Annotated in this window: 22 protein-coding genes; 8 read left to right on the top strand and 14 right to left on the bottom strand. The window is 41.1% G+C overall.

What is annotated here, in order from left to right; genetic code table 11:
- Position 1 precedes the first annotated feature (1 nt).
- Positions 2-1,012 carry a signal recognition particle-docking protein FtsY gene (gene ftsY / locus U9O96_02945; GenBank protein ID MEA2054064.1) on the top strand — a complete coding sequence of 337 codons (1,011 nt, stop codon included), beginning with the start codon at positions 2-4 and terminating at the stop codon, positions 1,010-1,012.
- On the opposite strand, the gene U9O96_02950 is transcribed toward ftsY, so the two are convergent.
- Positions 1,009-1,566: a UbiX family flavin prenyltransferase gene (locus tag U9O96_02950; protein ID MEA2054065.1), complete on the bottom strand. Its 558-nt coding sequence runs from the start codon at positions 1,564-1,566 to the stop codon at positions 1,009-1,011. The two genes, ftsY and U9O96_02950, sit on opposite strands and share 4 nt — an antisense overlap.
- Positions 1,567-1,677: 111 nt before the next feature.
- Here U9O96_02950 and U9O96_02955 point away from each other — a divergent pair, with 111 nt between their 5' ends.
- Positions 1,678-1,869, top strand: a complete 192-nt coding sequence (locus tag U9O96_02955; protein MEA2054066.1) for a cold shock domain-containing protein — start codon at positions 1,678-1,680, stop codon at positions 1,867-1,869.
- A gap of 38 nt (positions 1,870-1,907) precedes the next feature.
- Here U9O96_02955 and purL read toward each other — a convergent pair whose 3' ends face one another.
- The 3 genes from purL to U9O96_02970 are packed head-to-tail and all read right to left on the bottom strand — an operon-like array spanning position 1,908 to position 4,983.
- Complete coding sequence (gene purL / locus U9O96_02960) at positions 1,908-4,223, bottom strand: phosphoribosylformylglycinamidine synthase subunit PurL (protein ID MEA2054067.1); 2,316 nt, start codon at positions 4,221-4,223, stop codon at positions 1,908-1,910.
- The gene (gene purS / locus U9O96_02965) at positions 4,216-4,473 is read right to left on the bottom strand and encodes a phosphoribosylformylglycinamidine synthase subunit PurS (GenBank protein MEA2054068.1); all 258 of its coding nucleotides are present in this window, start codon (positions 4,471-4,473) and stop codon (positions 4,216-4,218) included. The genes purL and purS overlap by 8 nt, the downstream gene beginning before the upstream one ends.
- A 6-nt stretch (positions 4,474-4,479) precedes the next feature.
- Positions 4,480-4,983, bottom strand: a complete 504-nt coding sequence (locus tag U9O96_02970; protein MEA2054069.1) for a hypothetical protein — start codon at positions 4,981-4,983, stop codon at positions 4,480-4,482.
- Between the two features lie 122 nt (positions 4,984-5,105).
- Between U9O96_02970 and U9O96_02975 the strand changes: the two genes are divergently transcribed.
- Together U9O96_02975 and U9O96_02980 are read left to right on the top strand one after the other, a co-directional pair.
- Positions 5,106-6,311, top strand: a complete 1,206-nt coding sequence (locus tag U9O96_02975) for a PKD domain-containing protein (protein ID MEA2054070.1) — start codon at positions 5,106-5,108, stop codon at positions 6,309-6,311.
- A gap of 34 nt (positions 6,312-6,345) precedes the next feature.
- Complete coding sequence (locus tag U9O96_02980; protein ID MEA2054071.1) at positions 6,346-7,341, top strand: archaeosine biosynthesis radical SAM protein RaSEA; 996 nt, start codon at positions 6,346-6,348, stop codon at positions 7,339-7,341.
- Here the strand turns inward: U9O96_02980 and sepF are convergent.
- Complete coding sequence (gene sepF / locus U9O96_02985) at positions 7,338-7,697, bottom strand: cell division protein SepF (protein MEA2054072.1); 360 nt, start codon at positions 7,695-7,697, stop codon at positions 7,338-7,340. The two genes, U9O96_02980 and sepF, sit on opposite strands and share 4 nt — an antisense overlap.
- Before the next feature lie 62 nt (positions 7,698-7,759).
- Entirely contained in the window at positions 7,760-7,924 is a 165-nt protein-coding gene (locus tag U9O96_02990) for a hypothetical protein (protein ID MEA2054073.1), read from the bottom strand.
- 73 nt (positions 7,925-7,997) lie between these two features.
- Here U9O96_02990 and hisS point away from each other — a divergent pair, with 73 nt between their 5' ends.
- A complete protein-coding gene (hisS, locus tag U9O96_02995) occupies positions 7,998-9,224 on the top strand; it encodes a histidine--tRNA ligase (GenBank protein MEA2054074.1) in 1,227 nt (408 codons plus the stop codon).
- A 612-nt stretch (positions 9,225-9,836) separates the two neighbouring features.
- Here the strand turns inward: hisS and U9O96_03000 are convergent.
- The 4 genes from U9O96_03000 to arcC all read right to left on the bottom strand — a co-directional run bounded on the left by U9O96_03000 (position 9,837) and on the right by arcC (position 12,161).
- Positions 9,837-10,094, bottom strand: a complete 258-nt coding sequence (locus tag U9O96_03000; GenBank protein MEA2054075.1) for a DUF1841 family protein — start codon at positions 10,092-10,094, stop codon at positions 9,837-9,839.
- A 232-nt stretch (positions 10,095-10,326) separates the two neighbouring features.
- Positions 10,327-10,920 carry a plasmid pRiA4b ORF-3 family protein gene (locus U9O96_03005; GenBank protein MEA2054076.1) on the bottom strand — a complete coding sequence of 198 codons (594 nt, stop codon included), beginning with the start codon at positions 10,918-10,920 and terminating at the stop codon, positions 10,327-10,329.
- Positions 10,917-11,105, bottom strand: coding sequence for a hypothetical protein (locus U9O96_03010; protein ID MEA2054077.1), 189 nt, complete (start codon positions 11,103-11,105; stop codon positions 10,917-10,919). Before U9O96_03010 ends, U9O96_03005 begins: the two co-directional genes overlap by 4 nt.
- A 120-nt stretch (positions 11,106-11,225) precedes the next feature.
- Entirely contained in the window at positions 11,226-12,161 is a 936-nt protein-coding gene (arcC, locus tag U9O96_03015) for a carbamate kinase (GenBank protein MEA2054078.1), read from the bottom strand.
- A 69-nt stretch (positions 12,162-12,230) separates the two neighbouring features.
- On the opposite strand from arcC, the gene uppS reads away from it, so the two are divergent.
- Positions 12,231-13,103, top strand: coding sequence for a polyprenyl diphosphate synthase (uppS, locus tag U9O96_03020; GenBank protein MEA2054079.1), 873 nt, complete (start codon positions 12,231-12,233; stop codon positions 13,101-13,103).
- Positions 13,093-13,467, top strand: a complete 375-nt coding sequence (locus U9O96_03025) for a DUF131 domain-containing protein (protein MEA2054080.1) — start codon at positions 13,093-13,095, stop codon at positions 13,465-13,467. The genes uppS and U9O96_03025 overlap by 11 nt, the downstream gene beginning before the upstream one ends.
- Positions 13,468-13,481: 14 nt before the next feature.
- On the opposite strand, the gene U9O96_03030 is transcribed toward U9O96_03025, so the two are convergent.
- The 3 genes from U9O96_03030 to U9O96_03040 are packed head-to-tail and all read right to left on the bottom strand — an operon-like array spanning position 13,482 to position 16,167.
- On the bottom strand, positions 13,482-14,162 hold the full coding sequence (locus U9O96_03030; protein ID MEA2054081.1) for a class I SAM-dependent methyltransferase: 681 nt from the start codon (positions 14,160-14,162) through the stop codon (positions 13,482-13,484).
- Between the two features lie 29 nt (positions 14,163-14,191).
- Complete coding sequence (locus U9O96_03035) at positions 14,192-15,454, bottom strand: ABC transporter permease (protein ID MEA2054082.1); 1,263 nt, start codon at positions 15,452-15,454, stop codon at positions 14,192-14,194.
- Positions 15,451-16,167: an ABC transporter ATP-binding protein gene (locus U9O96_03040; protein MEA2054083.1), complete on the bottom strand. Its 717-nt coding sequence runs from the start codon at positions 16,165-16,167 to the stop codon at positions 15,451-15,453. The genes U9O96_03035 and U9O96_03040 overlap by 4 nt, the downstream gene beginning before the upstream one ends.
- A 93-nt stretch (positions 16,168-16,260) precedes the next feature.
- Between U9O96_03040 and U9O96_03045 the strand changes: the two genes are divergently transcribed.
- The gene (locus tag U9O96_03045; GenBank protein ID MEA2054084.1) at positions 16,261-16,668 is read left to right on the top strand and encodes a hypothetical protein; all 408 of its coding nucleotides are present in this window, start codon (positions 16,261-16,263) and stop codon (positions 16,666-16,668) included.
- 6 nt (positions 16,669-16,674) lie between these two features.
- Here U9O96_03045 and U9O96_03050 read toward each other — a convergent pair whose 3' ends face one another.
- A complete protein-coding gene (locus tag U9O96_03050) occupies positions 16,675-17,913 on the bottom strand; it encodes a DNA methyltransferase (GenBank protein MEA2054085.1) in 1,239 nt (412 codons plus the stop codon).
- Positions 17,914-18,089: the final 176 nt, after the last annotated feature.

The raw sequence follows: 18,089 nt of genomic DNA on the forward strand, positions 1-18,089 counted from the left end.
GATGTTCAAATTTTTGAAGAAGAAATTTAAAAATTTTGAGGAGGCAGTAGAAGGGCAGGTCAAAAAGGCGGTAGTTGAGGAACCATCTGAAAAGGAAAGAAGTGTGGACAAAAAAATAGAGGAGGAGTTGAGAAAAACACTGGAACTGGGGAAGGAATTTGGCGAGACAAGGAAGGCAACATTATCCCTGAGCGAGAAAAAACTGGATGAACTCTTATGGGATTTGGAGATGGGGCTTCTTGAAGCTGATGTCGCTCTTCCTGTTGTGGAGGACATAAAGAACAGCGTGAAGGGGCAGTTGCCATATATCAAAAGAAAAAATGCGGGCGAGGCGGTGAGAGAAACCCTCAAGAAAGCAATAGAAAAAATTTTATCATCCAATGGAAAGGATTTTGATACATTTATAAAAGAAAGTAATAAGCCCGTCGTCTTAATGTTTGTTGGCGTCAACGGCACTGGAAAAACAACCACTATAGCAAAACTTGCTCACCAGCTGAAGAAGAAAGGTTTGAGCTCTGTCATGGGTGCATGCGATACGTTCAGGGCTGGGGCGATAGAGCAGCTGGAAATGCATGCCAATAAGATTGGGGTGAAATTGATAAAACACTCGGCTGGGGCCGACCCTGCCGCCGTTGCCTACGATTCTGTCGAGCATGCAAAGGCAAAGCACAAGGATGTTGTTTTACTCGATACAGCGGGAAGAATGCAGACCAATATAAATCTCATGGATGAGATGAAAAAAATAAAAAAAGTTGCAAAGCCGGACATGATTGTTTTTGTGGGTGACGCATTGACGGGTAATGACGCGGTGGAGCAGGCAAAGAGATTTGATGAGGTTGTTGGGATAGACGGCATTATACTGAACAAGGTGGATGCGGATGCAAAAGGAGGGGCAGCACTTTCTATCGCATATACAATTGGAAAACCGCTTCTTTTCATAGGAAATGGGCAGGGATATGACGACCAGATCGCCTTTACCCCTGAATGGATGACTGAAAGGCTCTTTGACTAACAATCCCATCTTTTAAACAGTGAATGTTCTATGCCCAGTTGATCCAGTATCTTACCTACAATATGATTTACAACATCGTCTATTTGCTTGGGCTTATGATAAAATGCAGGCATTGCGGGCAATATTACAGCACCGCTTTTTTTAAGCTTTATCATATTCTCAAGGCTTATCAGATCAAGCGGCGTTTCCCTCGGGACAAGAATCAGCTTTCTTTCTTCCTTTAATGTGCACATTGCCATTCTTGTAATTAAATTACTAGTATATCCATTGGCGATCGCTCCCATCGTTTTCATACTGCAGGGCGCAATTACAGCATAATCATATTGAAACGAGCCACTGGCCAGTTTGGACGTCATGTCATTTTCCTCAAAATACTCATCTACACTGGCAACCAATTTTTTTAAATCATATTCAGTTTCATATTTTATTATTTTCTTTGCATTTTCTGATATTATGAGATAAACATTGCAGCCGGCTTTTTTTAACTCTTCAAGAGATCTTATTCCGTATATAATTCCAGATGCACCGGTAACGGCAAGAATAACTTTTTTCATCCATCCTTTATTGAATCTTAATATAAATAATTTGATCTATGCTTCAGGTAGACACAAACCACAAATTACATATAAAAGAAGCTCATTATCATAAGAAAAATAGGTGAATAAATGGAAGGAACAGTTAAAAGGTGGATGCTATCCTATGGATTCATCGGAGCAGAAGGAATGGGAAGAGATATTTTTGTCCATCAGTCGGATGTAAAATCCAATACGCCGCTGAAAGAGGGGCAAAAAGTAAAGTTCGATGTAAAGGATGAGCCAAAAGGCCCAAAAGCAATAAATGTTGAAGTAATAGGATAAACAAGCAACTCTTTGGATTTTTTAAAAAAGCTTGCAGGTTAGCCCATACCATCCCATAATTTGTCGTTCCATTTATCATACAACGTGCTTACGAGCAAATCAATGTACTTTTTCATCTCATCTCCATCGTATATGGTTAATCTGTTGCCTTTGACTTCTCCCAGTTTTATCAATTCCAACCCTTCAAAAAGACTCTTGAAATCCTCTTCATTTCTTTTATTAACTTCTATCACCCATCTGGTATTTGACTCGGAAAAGAGTTTAAAGTCTGTTCTCATGCTCCCCATCCCATAAAGGCATATCTCGGCCCCTCTGCCCCCCACGACCATTTCGGAAAGGCAGGATGCAAGTCCTCCTGTAGATACATCGTGGCACGCTGAAACAAATCCAGATTCTATGGCTTTTATGACGGAATTCATGCTCTTATTCAATATTTTTACATTGCTTCCCGGTACTTTTCCTCCGGGCATGTTCATTGCCTGATAATATTCGCTTCCTCCCATCTCTTTATTGGTCGTTCCAACAAGGTAAATAATATTTCCGTCCACCTTAAAATTTGATGTGACACATTTTCTTATGTCGTCAACAATGCCTATGCCCATTATTGTTGGCGTTGGGGGCACCGATCCATCTGCTGTTTCATTATAAAGGCTCACGTTGCCGGAAATGAATGGAAGACGAAGCGATCTTGCCATCTCGGCAAGTCCTCTTGTTGCCTCATAAAGTTCGCCCATCCTTTCGGGCTTTTCTGGATTGCCAAAATTAAGGCAGTCTCCAATTGAATCGGGGTGTGCTCCGACGGCTGCCAGATTTCTGCATGCTTCATCTACGGCTGAGCGGGCACCCGGATACGGATTCATGGACATGAAATACGGATTTACATCTGATGTTATTGCAAGCCCTTTATACGAATCGCACAGCGGCTTGATGACAGCCGCATCACCGTGAGTCTGCCGCCCGATTTCCCCCTGAAGCGGCTTTATAGATGTATTCCCTCTTACCTCGAAGTCGTATTGCCGGATTATCCATTCCCTGGAGGATGCGTTGAGGGATGAAAGGATTTTGAGCAGCATTTTCTCAACGTCGGGCATGTCAAAATCAGGGTCGTTTCTTTCTTTGCTTACGGGTTTTTTCCATGGTCTTTTGTACAATGGGCCTGCAACCTGAAACCTTAAATCCAGCTCCCCCACCATCTTTCCCTTGTAAAATACGCGAACGAAAGGCTCTTTTATAACTCTGCCTACAGGAACGGCTTCCACATCCCATTTTTCAAATATTGAAAGGGCTTTTTCAACATTTTCCTCTTTTACTGTGAGCATCATCCTTTCCTGTGATTCCGATACCCATATTTCCCATGGGGCCATATCCTCCTCCTTTAACGGAATTCTGTCGAGGTGTATCTCTACCCCGTATCCAGCATCGTATGCAAGTTCTCCACAGACGCATGATAACCCGCCGCCGCCCATATCCTTCATTCCTTCGACAATTCCTTCTTCGGTACATTCAAGACATGCATGTATGAGTGGCTCCTTCGTAATCGGGTCTCCAAGTTGAACGGCAGAAATTGATTTTTCCTCGGATTCTTCTTTGAGTTCCTCGGAAGCAAATGTTACGCCGTGTATGCCATCTCTTCCAGTCCTGCCGCCCGCATAGACGTATATGTCGCCAGGATTTTTTACACGGCTGTGGATAAGATTTTTTTTCTTTACTATGCCGATGCATCCCACGTTCACCAGACAGTTGCCTATGTACCCATCATGGAAATAAACCTGGCCGGAAACGGTTGGTATGCCTATTCTGTTTCCATAGTCCCTTATTCCTTCCACAACCCGCTTGAACAGGTATCGGGGATGCTTCACTCCCTTTGGCAATTTTTTGTAGTCGTAATTTAACGTTCCGAAGAAAAGAGGGTCGACCAGTGCAACGGGCTGGGCGCCCATGCAGAGTACGTCTCTCACAATGCCGCCTATGCCTGTGGCTGCTCCGCCATAGGGTTCTATTGCCGAAGGATGATTGTGTGATTCCAACGCCACAACGTAGTAATGTTCATCATCAAATTTAATGACACCGGCATCTTCCCTGGCTGCAATTTTTTCTTCTTCAATGCCATATATATTCTCTTTCAATACCACCTCCGAAGACTTGTAACAGCAATGTTCGCTCCATGCCTGGCCAAGAGCCTGTAATTCCAAATCTGTGGGGTTACGCCGTCTTTTGTTAAAATATTCCTTTATTCGCTTCATTTCGTCGAGGCTGAGTGCGAGCCCCATATCCCTGCTTATGGCCATCAATTCTTCATCATTGGCACTGGATAAATTTATTTTATGCACATTGTGGAAAAATTCCTCAGTCATCTATTTCCTCTCCAACCGTTATTTCGTAATCATGTATAACTGGATTTGTAAGGAGGCGCTGGCACATCGCTTTTGCTTTATTTCTGATATCCTTTTCATCTTCGCCTTCCATAAACAATTCTGTAACTTTAGCCATTTTTACATCCCTGACTTCGCCAAAACCAAGGAGATGCAATGTTTTTAAGATGTTCTTTCCCTCAGGGTCCGAAATCCCTTTCTTAAGCCTTATTTCTATCCTCACCTTGAACATGGTTACCTATGACGAAACGGCTCCCTCAAAATGGCATTCAGGGCATTCATATTTCAGTGGTCTTTCTCCGGTATCATATATTTCAAATAAATTTTCACATCTCCCACATTTTATATTTTTTCTTATGCCCTCGGCGATTTTACCCCTGAGAGCCCCCTCCCCTCCACAATTGGGGCAGGTATATCTAAGCGGTCTCACTCCTGTATCTGTTATGGAAAAAACTGTATTGCAATTATTGCAGAAAACTTTTTTTATCACGGCAGAAACGAGTTTTATCCCTTCAGCACCCTCCTCTTTCTTTGGAGTAGAAAGGTAATAAAAAATTTCTATTATCAAAAAAACGGCGTAAAGAATAATGCCAATTATTGCCCATTCTCTTAACGACAGGAAAAGGTCAGCATTTGGAAGAATATATCCCCTTTCCTTTAGGACCACCACCATTAGCCACATAAAATATATCAGCGAGATGAAAGTGATAACAGCAGCCCCTTTTACCTTCTCTCTTTCCATGAACAAAGTTATTGATTGTGTCTATATAAATATTTGCGGTTTCATAGGGCAGGCTGTAAACTGCCCACTTGAAGGTGCAAGTATGCCATAAATAGTTTTATAACCCGCCAGCCAATATAGTAATGAAGGCGAAAAATATGAAAAAAGCAATATTGAGAAAAGGTTTGGCTGCAGGACTGATAATTTTATTTATTGGAACAGGTGTTATATCAATTGTAAGCGGTGCCGGACCAGATTCCAATAATTTTAATGCACAATCATCATCCAGCAGTCTTCGCAATATAATGTTGACCGGCTACTGGAACCCAACCGGCCAGATGATTGCGCAGTTCAGCAATAGCACCTACCTGAATCCAGATGGCTGGAAAGGCGAGAACTGGGAAGGGATGGGGTACAACATCTATTCTTTCTTCCCGACACCCGGAACATATAACGGCACATTCGAGGTTGATTACCAGGACACGTGGGAGGATTTCTGGAATATTACCGCCCAAATTCATCCAGTTGCGATCATAAGTTTCGGTGCAGGAAGGGGACCGTGGGAAATCGAATACAATGCACGCAACCTCGATAACTGGATTGATGATGAAAAACCGCCGTACCAACCAACACCATGCCCGCCGGATGACAGCGTGCCGGTGAACTATGTGCGTCATTCCACGCTTCCTGTTCAAGAGATTGAGGATGCCGTGAACAATGAAACGTCTATAAGGGCATGGGTTGACTGGGGTGGTAATCCAGGAAGGTATCTGTGCGAATATATGGCGTATCTCGGAATGTGGTATCAAGCCCTCTATAATGTCACAGATGATCCGTATCCGTGCCGGGCGGCAGGATTTATACATGTAAAATCAAATGTTCCGCTCAAAGATGCGATTGAAGCGATGAATATCACAATTCGGGAGACAATAAAATACCTATTGAACATCGATAATTCCCCGAGTTCACCCACCATAACAGGCCCCGCATCCGGAAAAGTGGGCACGGAATATGAGTATACATTTGTGGCATCAGATCCTGACGGAGATGATGTATATTACTTCATCGACTGGGGAGACGGCACCAGCAGTAATTGGCTTGGAGCGTTTAATTCTGGCGAGGGCATAGGTGTAAAGCATGCATGGGCTGAAAAAGGAACATATACGATCAAGGCCAAAGCCAAAGACGTTCATAATGCCGAAAGTGATTGGGGAATGCTAGAAGTAAGTATGCCAAAAATATATCGATATAGTCCAGGATTTTTATTAGAAAAAATAATTCAATGGATCGAACAAATACTTGGTGGATGGCATTGCCTGACCCTTTCAGTTGTTAAATCCATACTCTAACAAAAAGATAATAAAGCATGGGCAATAACATCTCATGGATGAACTGCAGAAATTATGCAGGGAGATTAGAAAGGGAAAGAGATACAGGAGAGTTATTTATCCGAGGACATGGTCGGAAAACGACCTGATTGGCGATAAAGTAGTGAGGGCTTTTGTCTTTATATTGAAAACGAGGGGGTGCTTCTGGGCACGGCATTCAGGCTGTACCATGTGCGGATATTTTAATGACAGCATTCCTGATATAACGGAAAAAGAAATACGGGAACAACTTGAAATTGCCCTTAAAAAATACAACGGAGAAAAGATAGTTAAAATATTTACATCCGGAAGTTTTCTCGATGAAAGAGAGGTATCCATCGATTTGCAAATAAAAATACTGAAAAAATTTTTTGAGAGGGCGGATAAAATATCCATTGAATCGAGGCCGGAATTTATAAAAAAAATGAATCATCTTGAGGGCATTTCAGGAAATAAAATACTCGAGATGGCCATGGGCCTTGAATCTGCGAACGATAGGGTGTTGAAGTATTCAATCAACAAAGGATTTACTTTTTCAGATTGGAGAAATGCGGCAGAAGAAGTTTTGAATAGAAATATGCAATTAAAAACATATATACTCATAAAACCCCCATTTTTAACAGAGAAAGAAGGAATAAAGGATGCATTGTTTTCAGTCAAAAAAGTTTCAGATATTTCTGACACCATTTCATTCAATCCCGTGGCGATACATAGCAATACGCTCGTGGATTACCTATGGAAAAGGGGACTCTACCGTCCTCCGTGGCTGTGGAGTGTTGCCGACGTTCTCGAAAAAACAGCGGATATTTTTGAGGGGCAGATAAAATGCGATGTTGTTGCCGGCGGGAAAAAAAGGGGTGCGCATAACTGTGGAAAATGCGATGCAGCATTTATGGACGCAGTGGAGCAGTTCACCATATACCAAAATAGAGATGCTTCTAAAGGACTAAAATGCAAATGCAGGGAAGAATGGCTGGATTCGGTTGAAATGGAAGGATTTATCAAAGGTTAGAAAGAACCCCTTATTTTTCTCCTATCGATTTTTATGCCGGAGGGCGTGAGTATTAACAAATTCCTGCCCAATCCTGCAATATCTCCGCCAATGTCATTTGTCACTCTCTTAAGCTCATTTGTAATTCTTTCCAGTTCCATGTCATCTGACGATACAGGACTTAAATCCAATAGAAGGATATTTCCCCCATAAACGTGTTCAGTGAAATCTTTTAAATTGTCGTAGTTCTGCAATTCTGCAACTTTTACATACATTGTTGGCTCTATTTCCTCCTTACCGCCGGTTTCTTCACCAAGGTCTATATACTCTCCTTCCCTCCTGCGGGTTTTGCCAAATATTCCATTTATAATCGCCATTTTATCTAACTACATTAAGCAATTTTTCTTTATAAAACTTTTCTAGATTCTAGAACAGACGGCTACTGTTCATAAAATGACAGCAGTAAAATAACACCCGTTAGGAACCACGTGATTGATCCAACATAAAGCCATGCATTATATACATCGTTGACCGCCCCGGTGATAAGCACTATCCAGGGAGCAGCCAGCCCAATGAAGATATACGCCCACTGTTTCAGATTCATACAGGGTGTATTTGAGATGCAAATAAAAAATTTGGGATAGTAACAATAATAAATGCGTTTTCGCTAAAGGGGCATGGTCGCGATAGGCAAACCACGGGGCACAAGAGATTTCACTCCCGATGAAATGGAAAGAAGAAGGGCTATCGAGAAAAAAATGCGGGACGTTTTTGAGAGATACGGGTACAGAGAAATTGTAACACCGACGATAGAAAACATGAGCCTTTTCACCATGAAATCTGGAGAAGGGATAGTTGAAGAGACCTATGCGTTTAATGATAAATCGGGCAGAATGCTTGCCCTCCGCCCGGAATTGACTGCTCCCGCCATGAGATTCTATTTGGAAAAATTGCAGATGGAGCCAAAACCCCTGAAGATATATTACTTCGGAAATTGCTTCAGATATGACCGACCGCAGAAAGGCAGGTACAGGGAATTCTGGCAGATGGGATGCGAGTTGATAGGAAGTGACAAACCAGAGGCAATAGCAGAGCTTATTTCCACGGCATATTTTGTACTCAAGGAAGCGGGATTGAAAAATGTGCAACTTCGCACCGGAGACCTTGACATACTTCGCTCTTCGATAGAGAAGCTTGGAGTTGAGAAGGCAGATGAAATCATGAGGCTCATAGATAAATCGGATTATGAAGGCGTTGAATCGCTGATTGAAGAAAAATCAGGGGCAGACGAATTCATGGAATTTCTGAAATGCCGTGATTTCAAATCCTTGGGCAAATTTTTTGACGATGTAAAAATAAAAAGGCTTGGGGATGTACTGGAATGGCTCTCTGTATTTGGCACGCCGTACATTCTTGATACATCAATAGCGAGGGGGCTTGATTACTATAAAGGCATAGTATTTGAAATAGATGCTCCTTCATTGGGGGCTGAAAAACAGCTTTGCGGCGGAGGGGAATACAGCCTAATCCCGCTCCTTGGGGGCAAAGATGTTCCTACGTCGGGCTTTGCCATCGGCTTCGATCGCATTGTCCTTGCCTTAGAAAAGGAAGGTTTTTCGTTTCCTCCTTCAAAAGAGATTGTCTGCATCCTTCCCATTGGAGGTGAGATGAGAAAGGAAGCGATTTCCCTTGCAACAAAATTGAGGGAAAAAGGAATAATGGTTGAGGTGGATTTAATGAGAAGGAGCATGCAGAAGTCATTACAATATGCTGACCGAATAAGGGCAAAGTTTGCGATAATTGTAGGCCCCGATGAATGGAAAAAAGGCACAGTTATTATCAAAAACATGCAAAGTGGGGAGCAGAAAGAGGTTAGGAAAAAGGAATTGCATAACTTTTTGTGAATGTCTGAAGTTTGAGAAGACGATTTGAGCAGAGCGTAGTAAATCAGATATCATGTTATTGAACTCCGATAGGGTCAGGGCAAATGAAGTTTATCCCAGTGTGCCTTTTTATCTTTATCTGGATTATATACTATATACCCAGCCGCCTGGCTCTTCCTCAAATAACCAAACGCCTCTGAATGGATATGTGCATTCAATCAACTGCTTTAGATCAAGTTTATTTTGCTGTCCTCGTTTCCAATCTTTCCGATCCATGGTCACATAAACAAAATAGTCGTTGCCAATGATCTCCGGAAAATTTTGCTCGCAAGCAGTACAAAGAACCTGTTCTAAATCCTGTTTTTTCACAATGATCAGATCGCAATATGGGCAATAACGAGAGGTCTTCTTTAATGATAGAAAATGATGTGGTTCAATATAAATTACAAGACAATATTTCCTTATTTTCGCATTTAGGGCATTTAGTGAAAGCATATTCCTGATAGGGGTTTAAAAAGAAATGATGCTTCTCTTTTTTTGTTTTTTTCTTAACCCGATTGCTTTATTTCCTATTAACCATTTACAAATACCAACATTTTGTGCGCCATTTTCAATTACTATGTATAGCTAATATCATTTCAATGCTAACAGCTTTTTGACAAATCGTTTTTCATTAAATTCTTCTTTATTCCTCAGAACGTGATAAATCTCTTCCACAACAACACCCGCGATCTTATGTATAGCTTCATGCCTACTATATCCCAAATCCATTAGTCTATTTAGTGTCTCTTTCGTCTCTTCCGGGTTGCTATCCCTAATTTGTTTTTCCACTACTTCATGAATTGCCTCATGCAGATGAGGGCTGTATCCAACATTCTTGTCTTCTTTCATACTACCCCATCATTTTGTAGGCGCACCGCCTCTTTTATATCAGTTGCATTAAAGGTTACTATTTTCATTTTCTTAAGTTTAATTAAATTAGACATTATAAGTATTTCCAAAATCTCGTTTTCCAGTCAGTGCTGTTGAGGAAAAACTGAAAGAATTATTAGAATAAATGGGATGAAAACCAATGTAACGAAAAGAAAAAGAATTCTAGGGAATATTAGGCGATGTGCGTCTTCTACCCAAATGCAATTTTTCGACGTTTAACGGGATCATCAAAACTAACTTCTTCTACACCAAAATGTTCAGGATCAAATTCCCCACCAAGCCAGTCTAACATTTCTTCATACTCCTCATGATCAGGATTTTTTATGATTTCCAATAGGTTGTAATAACCACCAATCCCACCACAATCTTCTGGTGGACATGCTCTTTTCCCTTTGATACATATGGGATATTTGATTTTTTCTTCTTTCGGGAGGATTTTTTCCAACTCGATAATATGTTCCCAATCATCACCAAAATCATATACATAATCTGCTTTTCTATTCTCCTGTGAAAAATAATCAGCAATTTTTTGTTTCCATCCCGGAAGAACTTCTTTGTCAAAATCTCCCTCAGGAATTCCTATTCTCACTTTTTCTCCAGTTTTAGGAGAGATCATTCCAAATTCATGGAGATGATAATCTGTCCAACCCATTACATCCTGAATGGCAACGTGTAGATCCCAAAAAGTATAGGTTTCCGGAACTTGTATCCGTCGCCAAATAGGCGGTCTAATACCCCATAATGAGATCTTAAATTGATACACCTGGTCGAATTTCTTTTTCATTCTGATTCCTCCATCATATCAATCGTAAATGCGTCTGTCTTCATAAATATTTCTGATTTTGATTTTGTGGGGGGCATTTCGCCTAATTCCGGTATATCCGAACTCGAGTTTTTATATACCTCCAGTTTGGAACGATATCCGAATTTGTTTTCGCATATACTCCTATTTGGATGAATATTTTTCATACTTTTTTTATCACCTCCATTTTCTTCTATTCTTATTTTGTCCAGAGGACTTTTTATTTTTCCAATATCTCTGTGGTTTTTGAACTTTTGTGCCCAAGCATCTTGAACACCTCTTAAATATTAGTTAACAATCTGTGTCCCTGTTTTTCCTTCTATTGCCTTCCACGCATTTCCAATGGATGAGATTATTGCTCTCTCTCCACCGTTTTCGAGAAAGCGTATTGCAGCAAGGATTTTCGGTCCCATCGAACCTGGGGAAAATTGCCCCTGATGGTAGTATTTTTTTATTTCTGACAGTTTTACTTTCTTCAGTCTTTTCTGATTTTCACTTCCATAATTTAGATAAACACATTCCACATTTGTAAGAATGAGCAGCAAATCCGCGTTTATCACAGCGGCAAGCCTTTCAGACGCCAGATCCTTGTCAATGACTGCCTCCTTTCCCTCTATTTTTACTGTTTTCCCTCCTTTCTTTACAACTGGGATGCCGCCCCCGCCCACTGCAATCACAATCACGCCATCATCGGTTAATTTTTTTATCGTTTCTCCTTCAATTATGGTTATTGGATCTGGCGATGGGACTACGATACGCCATCCTCCCTTCTGCCTGCCCATTATGTAACCCTCTTTCAGTCTTAATAGGGCTTCATCGTATTTGTACGTGGGCCCAACGGGCTTGGTTGGATTTTTGAATGCAGGATCATTTTCATCTACAAGGACCTGAGTGACAATCGCTGCTACATTCTTTTTAATGCCGTTGAGGGCAAGCGAGTTGAGCATGCACTGCTGTATCATATATCCTATTTGCCCCTGAGATTGTGCAACACAGACATCGAGAGGCATCGGAGCGATAACGCTCTTCGCCACGTCCTGCTGGAGTAAAATCGAGCCGACCTGGGGCCCGTTCCCATGAGTGATAGCAACCTCCCATCCGTTTTTTATCATCTTTACTATGTTATTTACGGACTGCATTGCCGTTGCAAACTGTTCCTCGCTTGTTCCCTTTTGCCCCGGCTTTATCAACGCATTTCCGCCGAGAGCGACGACGACTTTCATAATGGTAAAGGCTTCTCATATTTAAATTAACATCAACTATTTATAACACAAAATTTATTGGAGGTTGTAATGAAAAAGCCATATGTAAAGAAAAGAGTCAGCGAACTTGGCAGCAAAGCGATAGAAACGCAGTTTGCCAGGAGTGTCGTTCGCCAGATGAAGGAGAATAAGCTATTCCGTCTTGCGTATTCCGAGTTCGAGAGGATAAGGGCAAAAAAAATGATGGAAGAGGTGAAAAAAAATCCTGTTCCACGGCATCTTGCAATCATAATGGATGGAAACAGAAGGTATGCATTGCATCGGGGGCTGGATCTACGGGAGGGGCATAGGATGGGCGGGGACAAGCTGGAAGATGTTATGGGTTGGTGCCATGAAGCGGGAATAAAAGGGTTGACGGTCTTCGCCTTTTCAACGGATAATTTCAACAGGCCGCATGAAGAAGTGGAACATCTTATGAATTTGTTTGAAGAAGATCTGAAGAAGATGGCAAGCGATAAACGCATTCATGAGAATAAAGTGAGAATAAGGATTATAGGCCAGATAGGAAAACTTCCGGATAGAGTGGCAAAAGCAGCTCGGGAGGTAACGAAAGCAACCGAAAACTATGGCAAATATTACTTCAACATAGCCATAGGATACGGAGGGAGGGAGGAGATCGTTGAAGCCGTAAAAAAGATAGCGCGATCTGTAAAAAATGGTAAAATAAAACCCGAGGACATAAAAAAGGAAATGATTTCCTCTTACCTTTACACCTCGGATACGCCCGATCCAGATTTAATACTGCGTACTTCTGGGGAAGAAAGAATATCGAATTTTTTGCTGTGGCAGATTGCATACTCCGAATTGTATTTTTCGGATGTATACTGGCCCGCTTTAAAAAAAACAGATTTTCTGAAAGTGATTAAATCCTATCAGAGGAGGCAGAGGAGACATGGAAAATAAGATACCGGCCATTCTATTCATTTTTGGCATTATCTGCATCATTGCGGGCTTTGCTGCAGGAGAAGGAAAGGCGGGCATTTTCATTATTTTTCCCTTTATTTATGGTAACGGCCCGCTAATGCTCATGGGCATGCTTTTAATTTTTATTTCTTTTGTCATATTCATTTTTTCCACTTTTTCAAAAGCCCAATCTATGGAAGACATGCCATTGAAAACAGAGAAACATGCAGGTGGCTTAATTTTAATAGGTCCAATCCCTATAGTTATTTCATCAGATAAAAAATTGGCTCTTGTTTTAATGGCTATAGGAATTTTTATAGCATTCATTTTCCTATTTTTGTGGGTTTATGCCGGGTTGCATTGAAAGCTGGAACATAGTTATCCCTTGACTTCTTTTATATCCTTTTTTACAATCACAAAATAATTATCTGCGTACTTTTTTGATACTTTCTTCACGCTCCACGCTTTAACGATTTTCAGCCCAGCCTTTTTCACATCTCTTTTCAATTCTCTCATGCTGTAGAGATGATAGAAACGCATCACCTGTTTGCCATCCCTTTTCCACGGAACCAGTATGTCTCCCAGCTCCTTCCACGGTTTGAACATCTGAATCAAAAAATGCTTTCTCCACCTGTCCTGCCATTTTGACCACACCGAAATCAAAGCTTCTCCATCATCTTTTAAAACACGGTTTACCTCGCCCAGTGCCTTTATCCTGTTTTTCTTCCATCGAATGTTGTGCAGCCCAGCAATGAACAGGGCGAAATCAAAGGTATCGGACTTAAATGGGAGAGAAATGGCATCCCCGACAGCCAGTGAAACGTTTCTCAAGCCCGCTTTTTCAACATTTTCTCGGGCAATTTTTATCATTTCTGGCGAGAAATCCATGCCCATCGCATGCTTGGCTTTTGAACATAAGGGGATGAGATGGCGGCCGTTTCCACAGGCGATGTCAATGGCCGTTCCACCCTTTCCTTCAATAAAATCGAGACATTCCTTCCAGGGTTTCTGTCGTGTGCTATCAAAACTTCTGGCAATTATATCCCATTCATTCTGCACGGTAAATGAAATAAAAGAGGCATAAAAGGTTAGCGTCTCATAAACGGATTTTTCATCTTCATCCCGCCCGTAAGCAGTCTGTCTGTCTTAAAAATCCATACTGCAATTGCAATCATCGAAAGGGCAAAAAACGCCACGTATATTATTCCTAAAAGTACGAGGATATAGTCTCCGAAAAGAAGGGAACGCATCGCCATCATCGGATGTGAGAAGGGAATTACAAAGAGAGTGACTTTAAGTACAAGAGGCAGGGTATCGAAATCCTTGAACATTATCACGAACATCGGAATGATTGCAAGAATTGAAACGGGAACGGTCAGCGTCTGTGCACTCTTATAATTCTTTGCGAACGTACCTAAAACCATGCAGAGCGATAGCGCGGCGGTGAGAGCCAGAAAGAGGGATAAGCATATAAGCAGGTAGTCCTGAATGCCAAGAGTTAGCCCGTAGTCTGCCAGATTTATCTCCCCTGCCATCTGGAAGGAGTTAAGGTAATAGCTGAAGCCTATCATGTATATAACCGCCATGATTAAGCCGACCACGGCACTGCCCGCTATCTTGCCGGCTACTATCGAACTTCTCTTTACCGGCAGAGTGAGCAACGTTTCCAGCGTTTTGTTTTCCTTTTCCATTCCCATGGAGGAGATAACCATTCCTCCTGCCATCATGATTATTATCATCATTATTATGGGCACCATTGTCGATTGGGAGGAAAGCATGGTGCTTATAGTGCCGGGGGATATGCCCCGCATTTCCTTTCCCTTGAAAATCGTCGTCTCATTCTTTGTTGTTGGAGAAAGGGCAAAAGTTGCATTCACATTTTCTCTCTCTATCAAATTTTCTGAAATTTTTTGATTTACCACTTGCAGAATTCCCTCGACAACACCTGAAGATATTGAATCCATAATGCCAGCCCCTTTCATTATCCAGTATATCTCTATCTTGCCCGATTTATTGTGGCATATGCGCTCACTGAAATCGGAAGGTATAATAAGAAGGGATATTCCCTCTTTTTCCTTTACCGCCTTTATCCCTTCATCTATATTTTCGTATGTCTCATTGTAAACGACCACCGCCATACTCTCCATTACATCTTTTGCAATACCGGAGAAATTTCCGTTATCTTCATTTATGATTCCGATAACGGGCTTTTCCTTTGCCTCCTCTGCCGCCCCCCCGATCATGTTCCCCATGCTGCCGAAAACGAAAGCCATGACGATTATCGGGGCAAGCGTTGCAGGGGTGAGCAATTCCTTGACTTCCTTTTTTATTATGTTAAGCAGATGATTCATTTCACCGCCTCCGTAAAAACCTCCTCTATGTTTCCTGCATTGTATTTACCTTTAAGTTCGGACGGGCTTCCTTCCTCGACTATTTTTCCTTCATTCATCAATGCGATACGCTGACACAAAAATTCAACCTCGAGCATGTTGTGTGATGAAAGCAGCACCGTCGTTCCCTCCTTAACCGTATTCTGGATTATTTTTCTTATTTCCTGGGCATTTATGACATCCAGGCCAGAAGTAGGTTCATCCAATATGGCAAGCTTGGGTTTTATCATGAGGGCTCTCGCCACAAGCAATCGTCTTGTCATTCCCTTGCTGTACGTATCGACTTTATCGTTTATTCTTTCCTCAAGAGATGCTATTTTTATGCCCCTTTCAATCATTTTTTCAATTTCTTCTCCACCTCCAAAAAATCTTGCGATGAAACGCAGGTAAGCTTCTCCAGTCAAATTTTTGTACGCTCCCGCGTCCTCGGGCAGATAACTTATGAGTTTTCTTACTTTATTCGCTTCCCCAGCTACGTCATGCCCGAAAACTTTTACTTTACCATCCGTAATCTGGAGAAGCGTGGAAATTATCCGCAGTACCGTTGTCTTGCCAGCACCATTTGGACCTATGAGCCCGAAAATTTCTCCATCATCGATGTGAAAAGAAATGCCATTGACCGCCCTTACCTTTCCATAATCCTTAACCAGATTGTACACTTCAACAGCAGGCATGATGTAAGATATAACTTCCATATTTTAAACTAACTAAAAGAATGCAGGCGATATGATTAAATAATGGCAATCCAATTATAAATCGGGAGAAAAATGAAAAAATTAGTTGTTATTGGATTGATTCTGCCGATGATAATGGGAAGCATGTGTTCGGCCATTTCAGTAAACAACCTGCAAGATGTTTATATAGATTTTCAGTCAGGATTTGGCATAAGGATAATTGTCTGGAATGATAACGACTGCCCAATATACAATGTATCTCTAGAAAGCATAGCTATTGACGGTCTCCTTTTCTTTGGATTGGGCTCAGGTGTCCATTATCTTCAGGAAATAGGAGCAGGAAGGTACGGGTATCTTGTAACCCCGGTATTCGGATTTGGATGGCTGCTAGTAACAGTGACAGTATCCTACTATGATGACCAGGAGAACTATATGTCAAAAGAAGTCCATGCAAATTTATTTGCCATAGGAACAGTAGTTTTAGTTCTTGAGGAGTGGTAAAAGGGGTTACCACCATTTGACGGAATCTTCAAAATCATTTAACTCCTCTTTATTTTGAGGTTTTCTAAATACGAACAGATGCTCATACATAAGCAGGAGGAAGTTATAGTCAATAGATTTTTTCAGCCAAAACGGGGTGGATTTGCACCTCCATTGATGTTTGATTATATCCTCTTTTAAAACGAAGCCGATGTCTAAAAATGCTTGCATAACCCTGAATGCAATAGGCACATGATGTTTTCTTCTTCTTGTATCCCCCACTAAAATGGCGCAATATTTGTTCGGCATTAAAACCCTGAACGCCTCCTCAGCAACTTTCTTCATATCTTCAATAAATCCGTCAATGCTGTATTCATTAGACAGATCGCCTTCCAACTTTTCTTTTGAATAAGGAATGATATTAGCATAAGGAGGATGAGTTGCTATCAGGTCAATAGAATTCTTTTTTATCAAATTCAGATTTCTCGCATCCCCAACGTAGGTCTTTTGGGTGGTTTCTTCGGAGTCATAATCCAACGTTTTATAACGAAAATTTAGCCTGTCACGGGTAAGCATTACGCAATTTTTGTTTATATCAATCCCAATTCCATTCCTGCCAAGCAATTTACATTCCACAAGTGTTGTCCCCGAACCGACCATCTGATCCAAGACAGTATCCCCATTTTTCGAATATCGAAGCAATATGTTCCTCGCCATTTGAGGGGGCCAATTGCCCCTGTAATTTCCTTTATGAGTTGCCCAATCTCCCCTGCGAGGATATGACCATACATTTGTTCCTTCCAATTCAAAATCTTTTGGCTGATATTTTTTAATTTTCTTTTTCTGACCAATCTTAATAACAACTTCTTTTTTCCCTATCCTATCTTCAATAACTATTTTATCATGGGATTTGATAAATTGCTTGTATTGGGAGTGAGTAACCTCCCGCATTTTAGCGTATTTAGCATTTTCTTCAGCATCGTCCCTTGATTTTCTTTCAACATTGGTTAATTTATAGATTTCAAAAATCAGTTCTTTTCCCTTTGATGTTATACAAAACTTCTTGTCTTTTCTTTTATGTGGCGTAAGATTTTCAACTAAATTTTTATCAGAGAGTTCTTTTAAATGGAGGCTAATATGGGATATGGATGCATGAAGGGTCTTAGCCAGTTCTGTAGGAGTTTGGATTTTTTTATTGAGAGCAATAAGAATTTTGAATCTTAACTCGCTGGCAAGAGTAAAGCTGATTGAACTCCAATTACGCACTCCTAAAGAAATAGGAGTTAGGGTATAGAATTAGTTACGGAATTTTGTAACCGAAACTCCGCATTTTTAACCCATAGGTAATGCCTCCGGAAACAACTCAATCATCCTATGGGCTCTTTTTGGAATCTTAGCAAGATATTTTCTGCCGTTTTTCTCAGAGATTAGCATGACCTTTG

Source organism: Candidatus Thermoplasmatota archaeon (genome assembly GCA_034660695.1).
Taxonomy (GTDB): Archaea; Thermoplasmatota; E2; order UBA202; family DSCA01; genus JAYEJS01.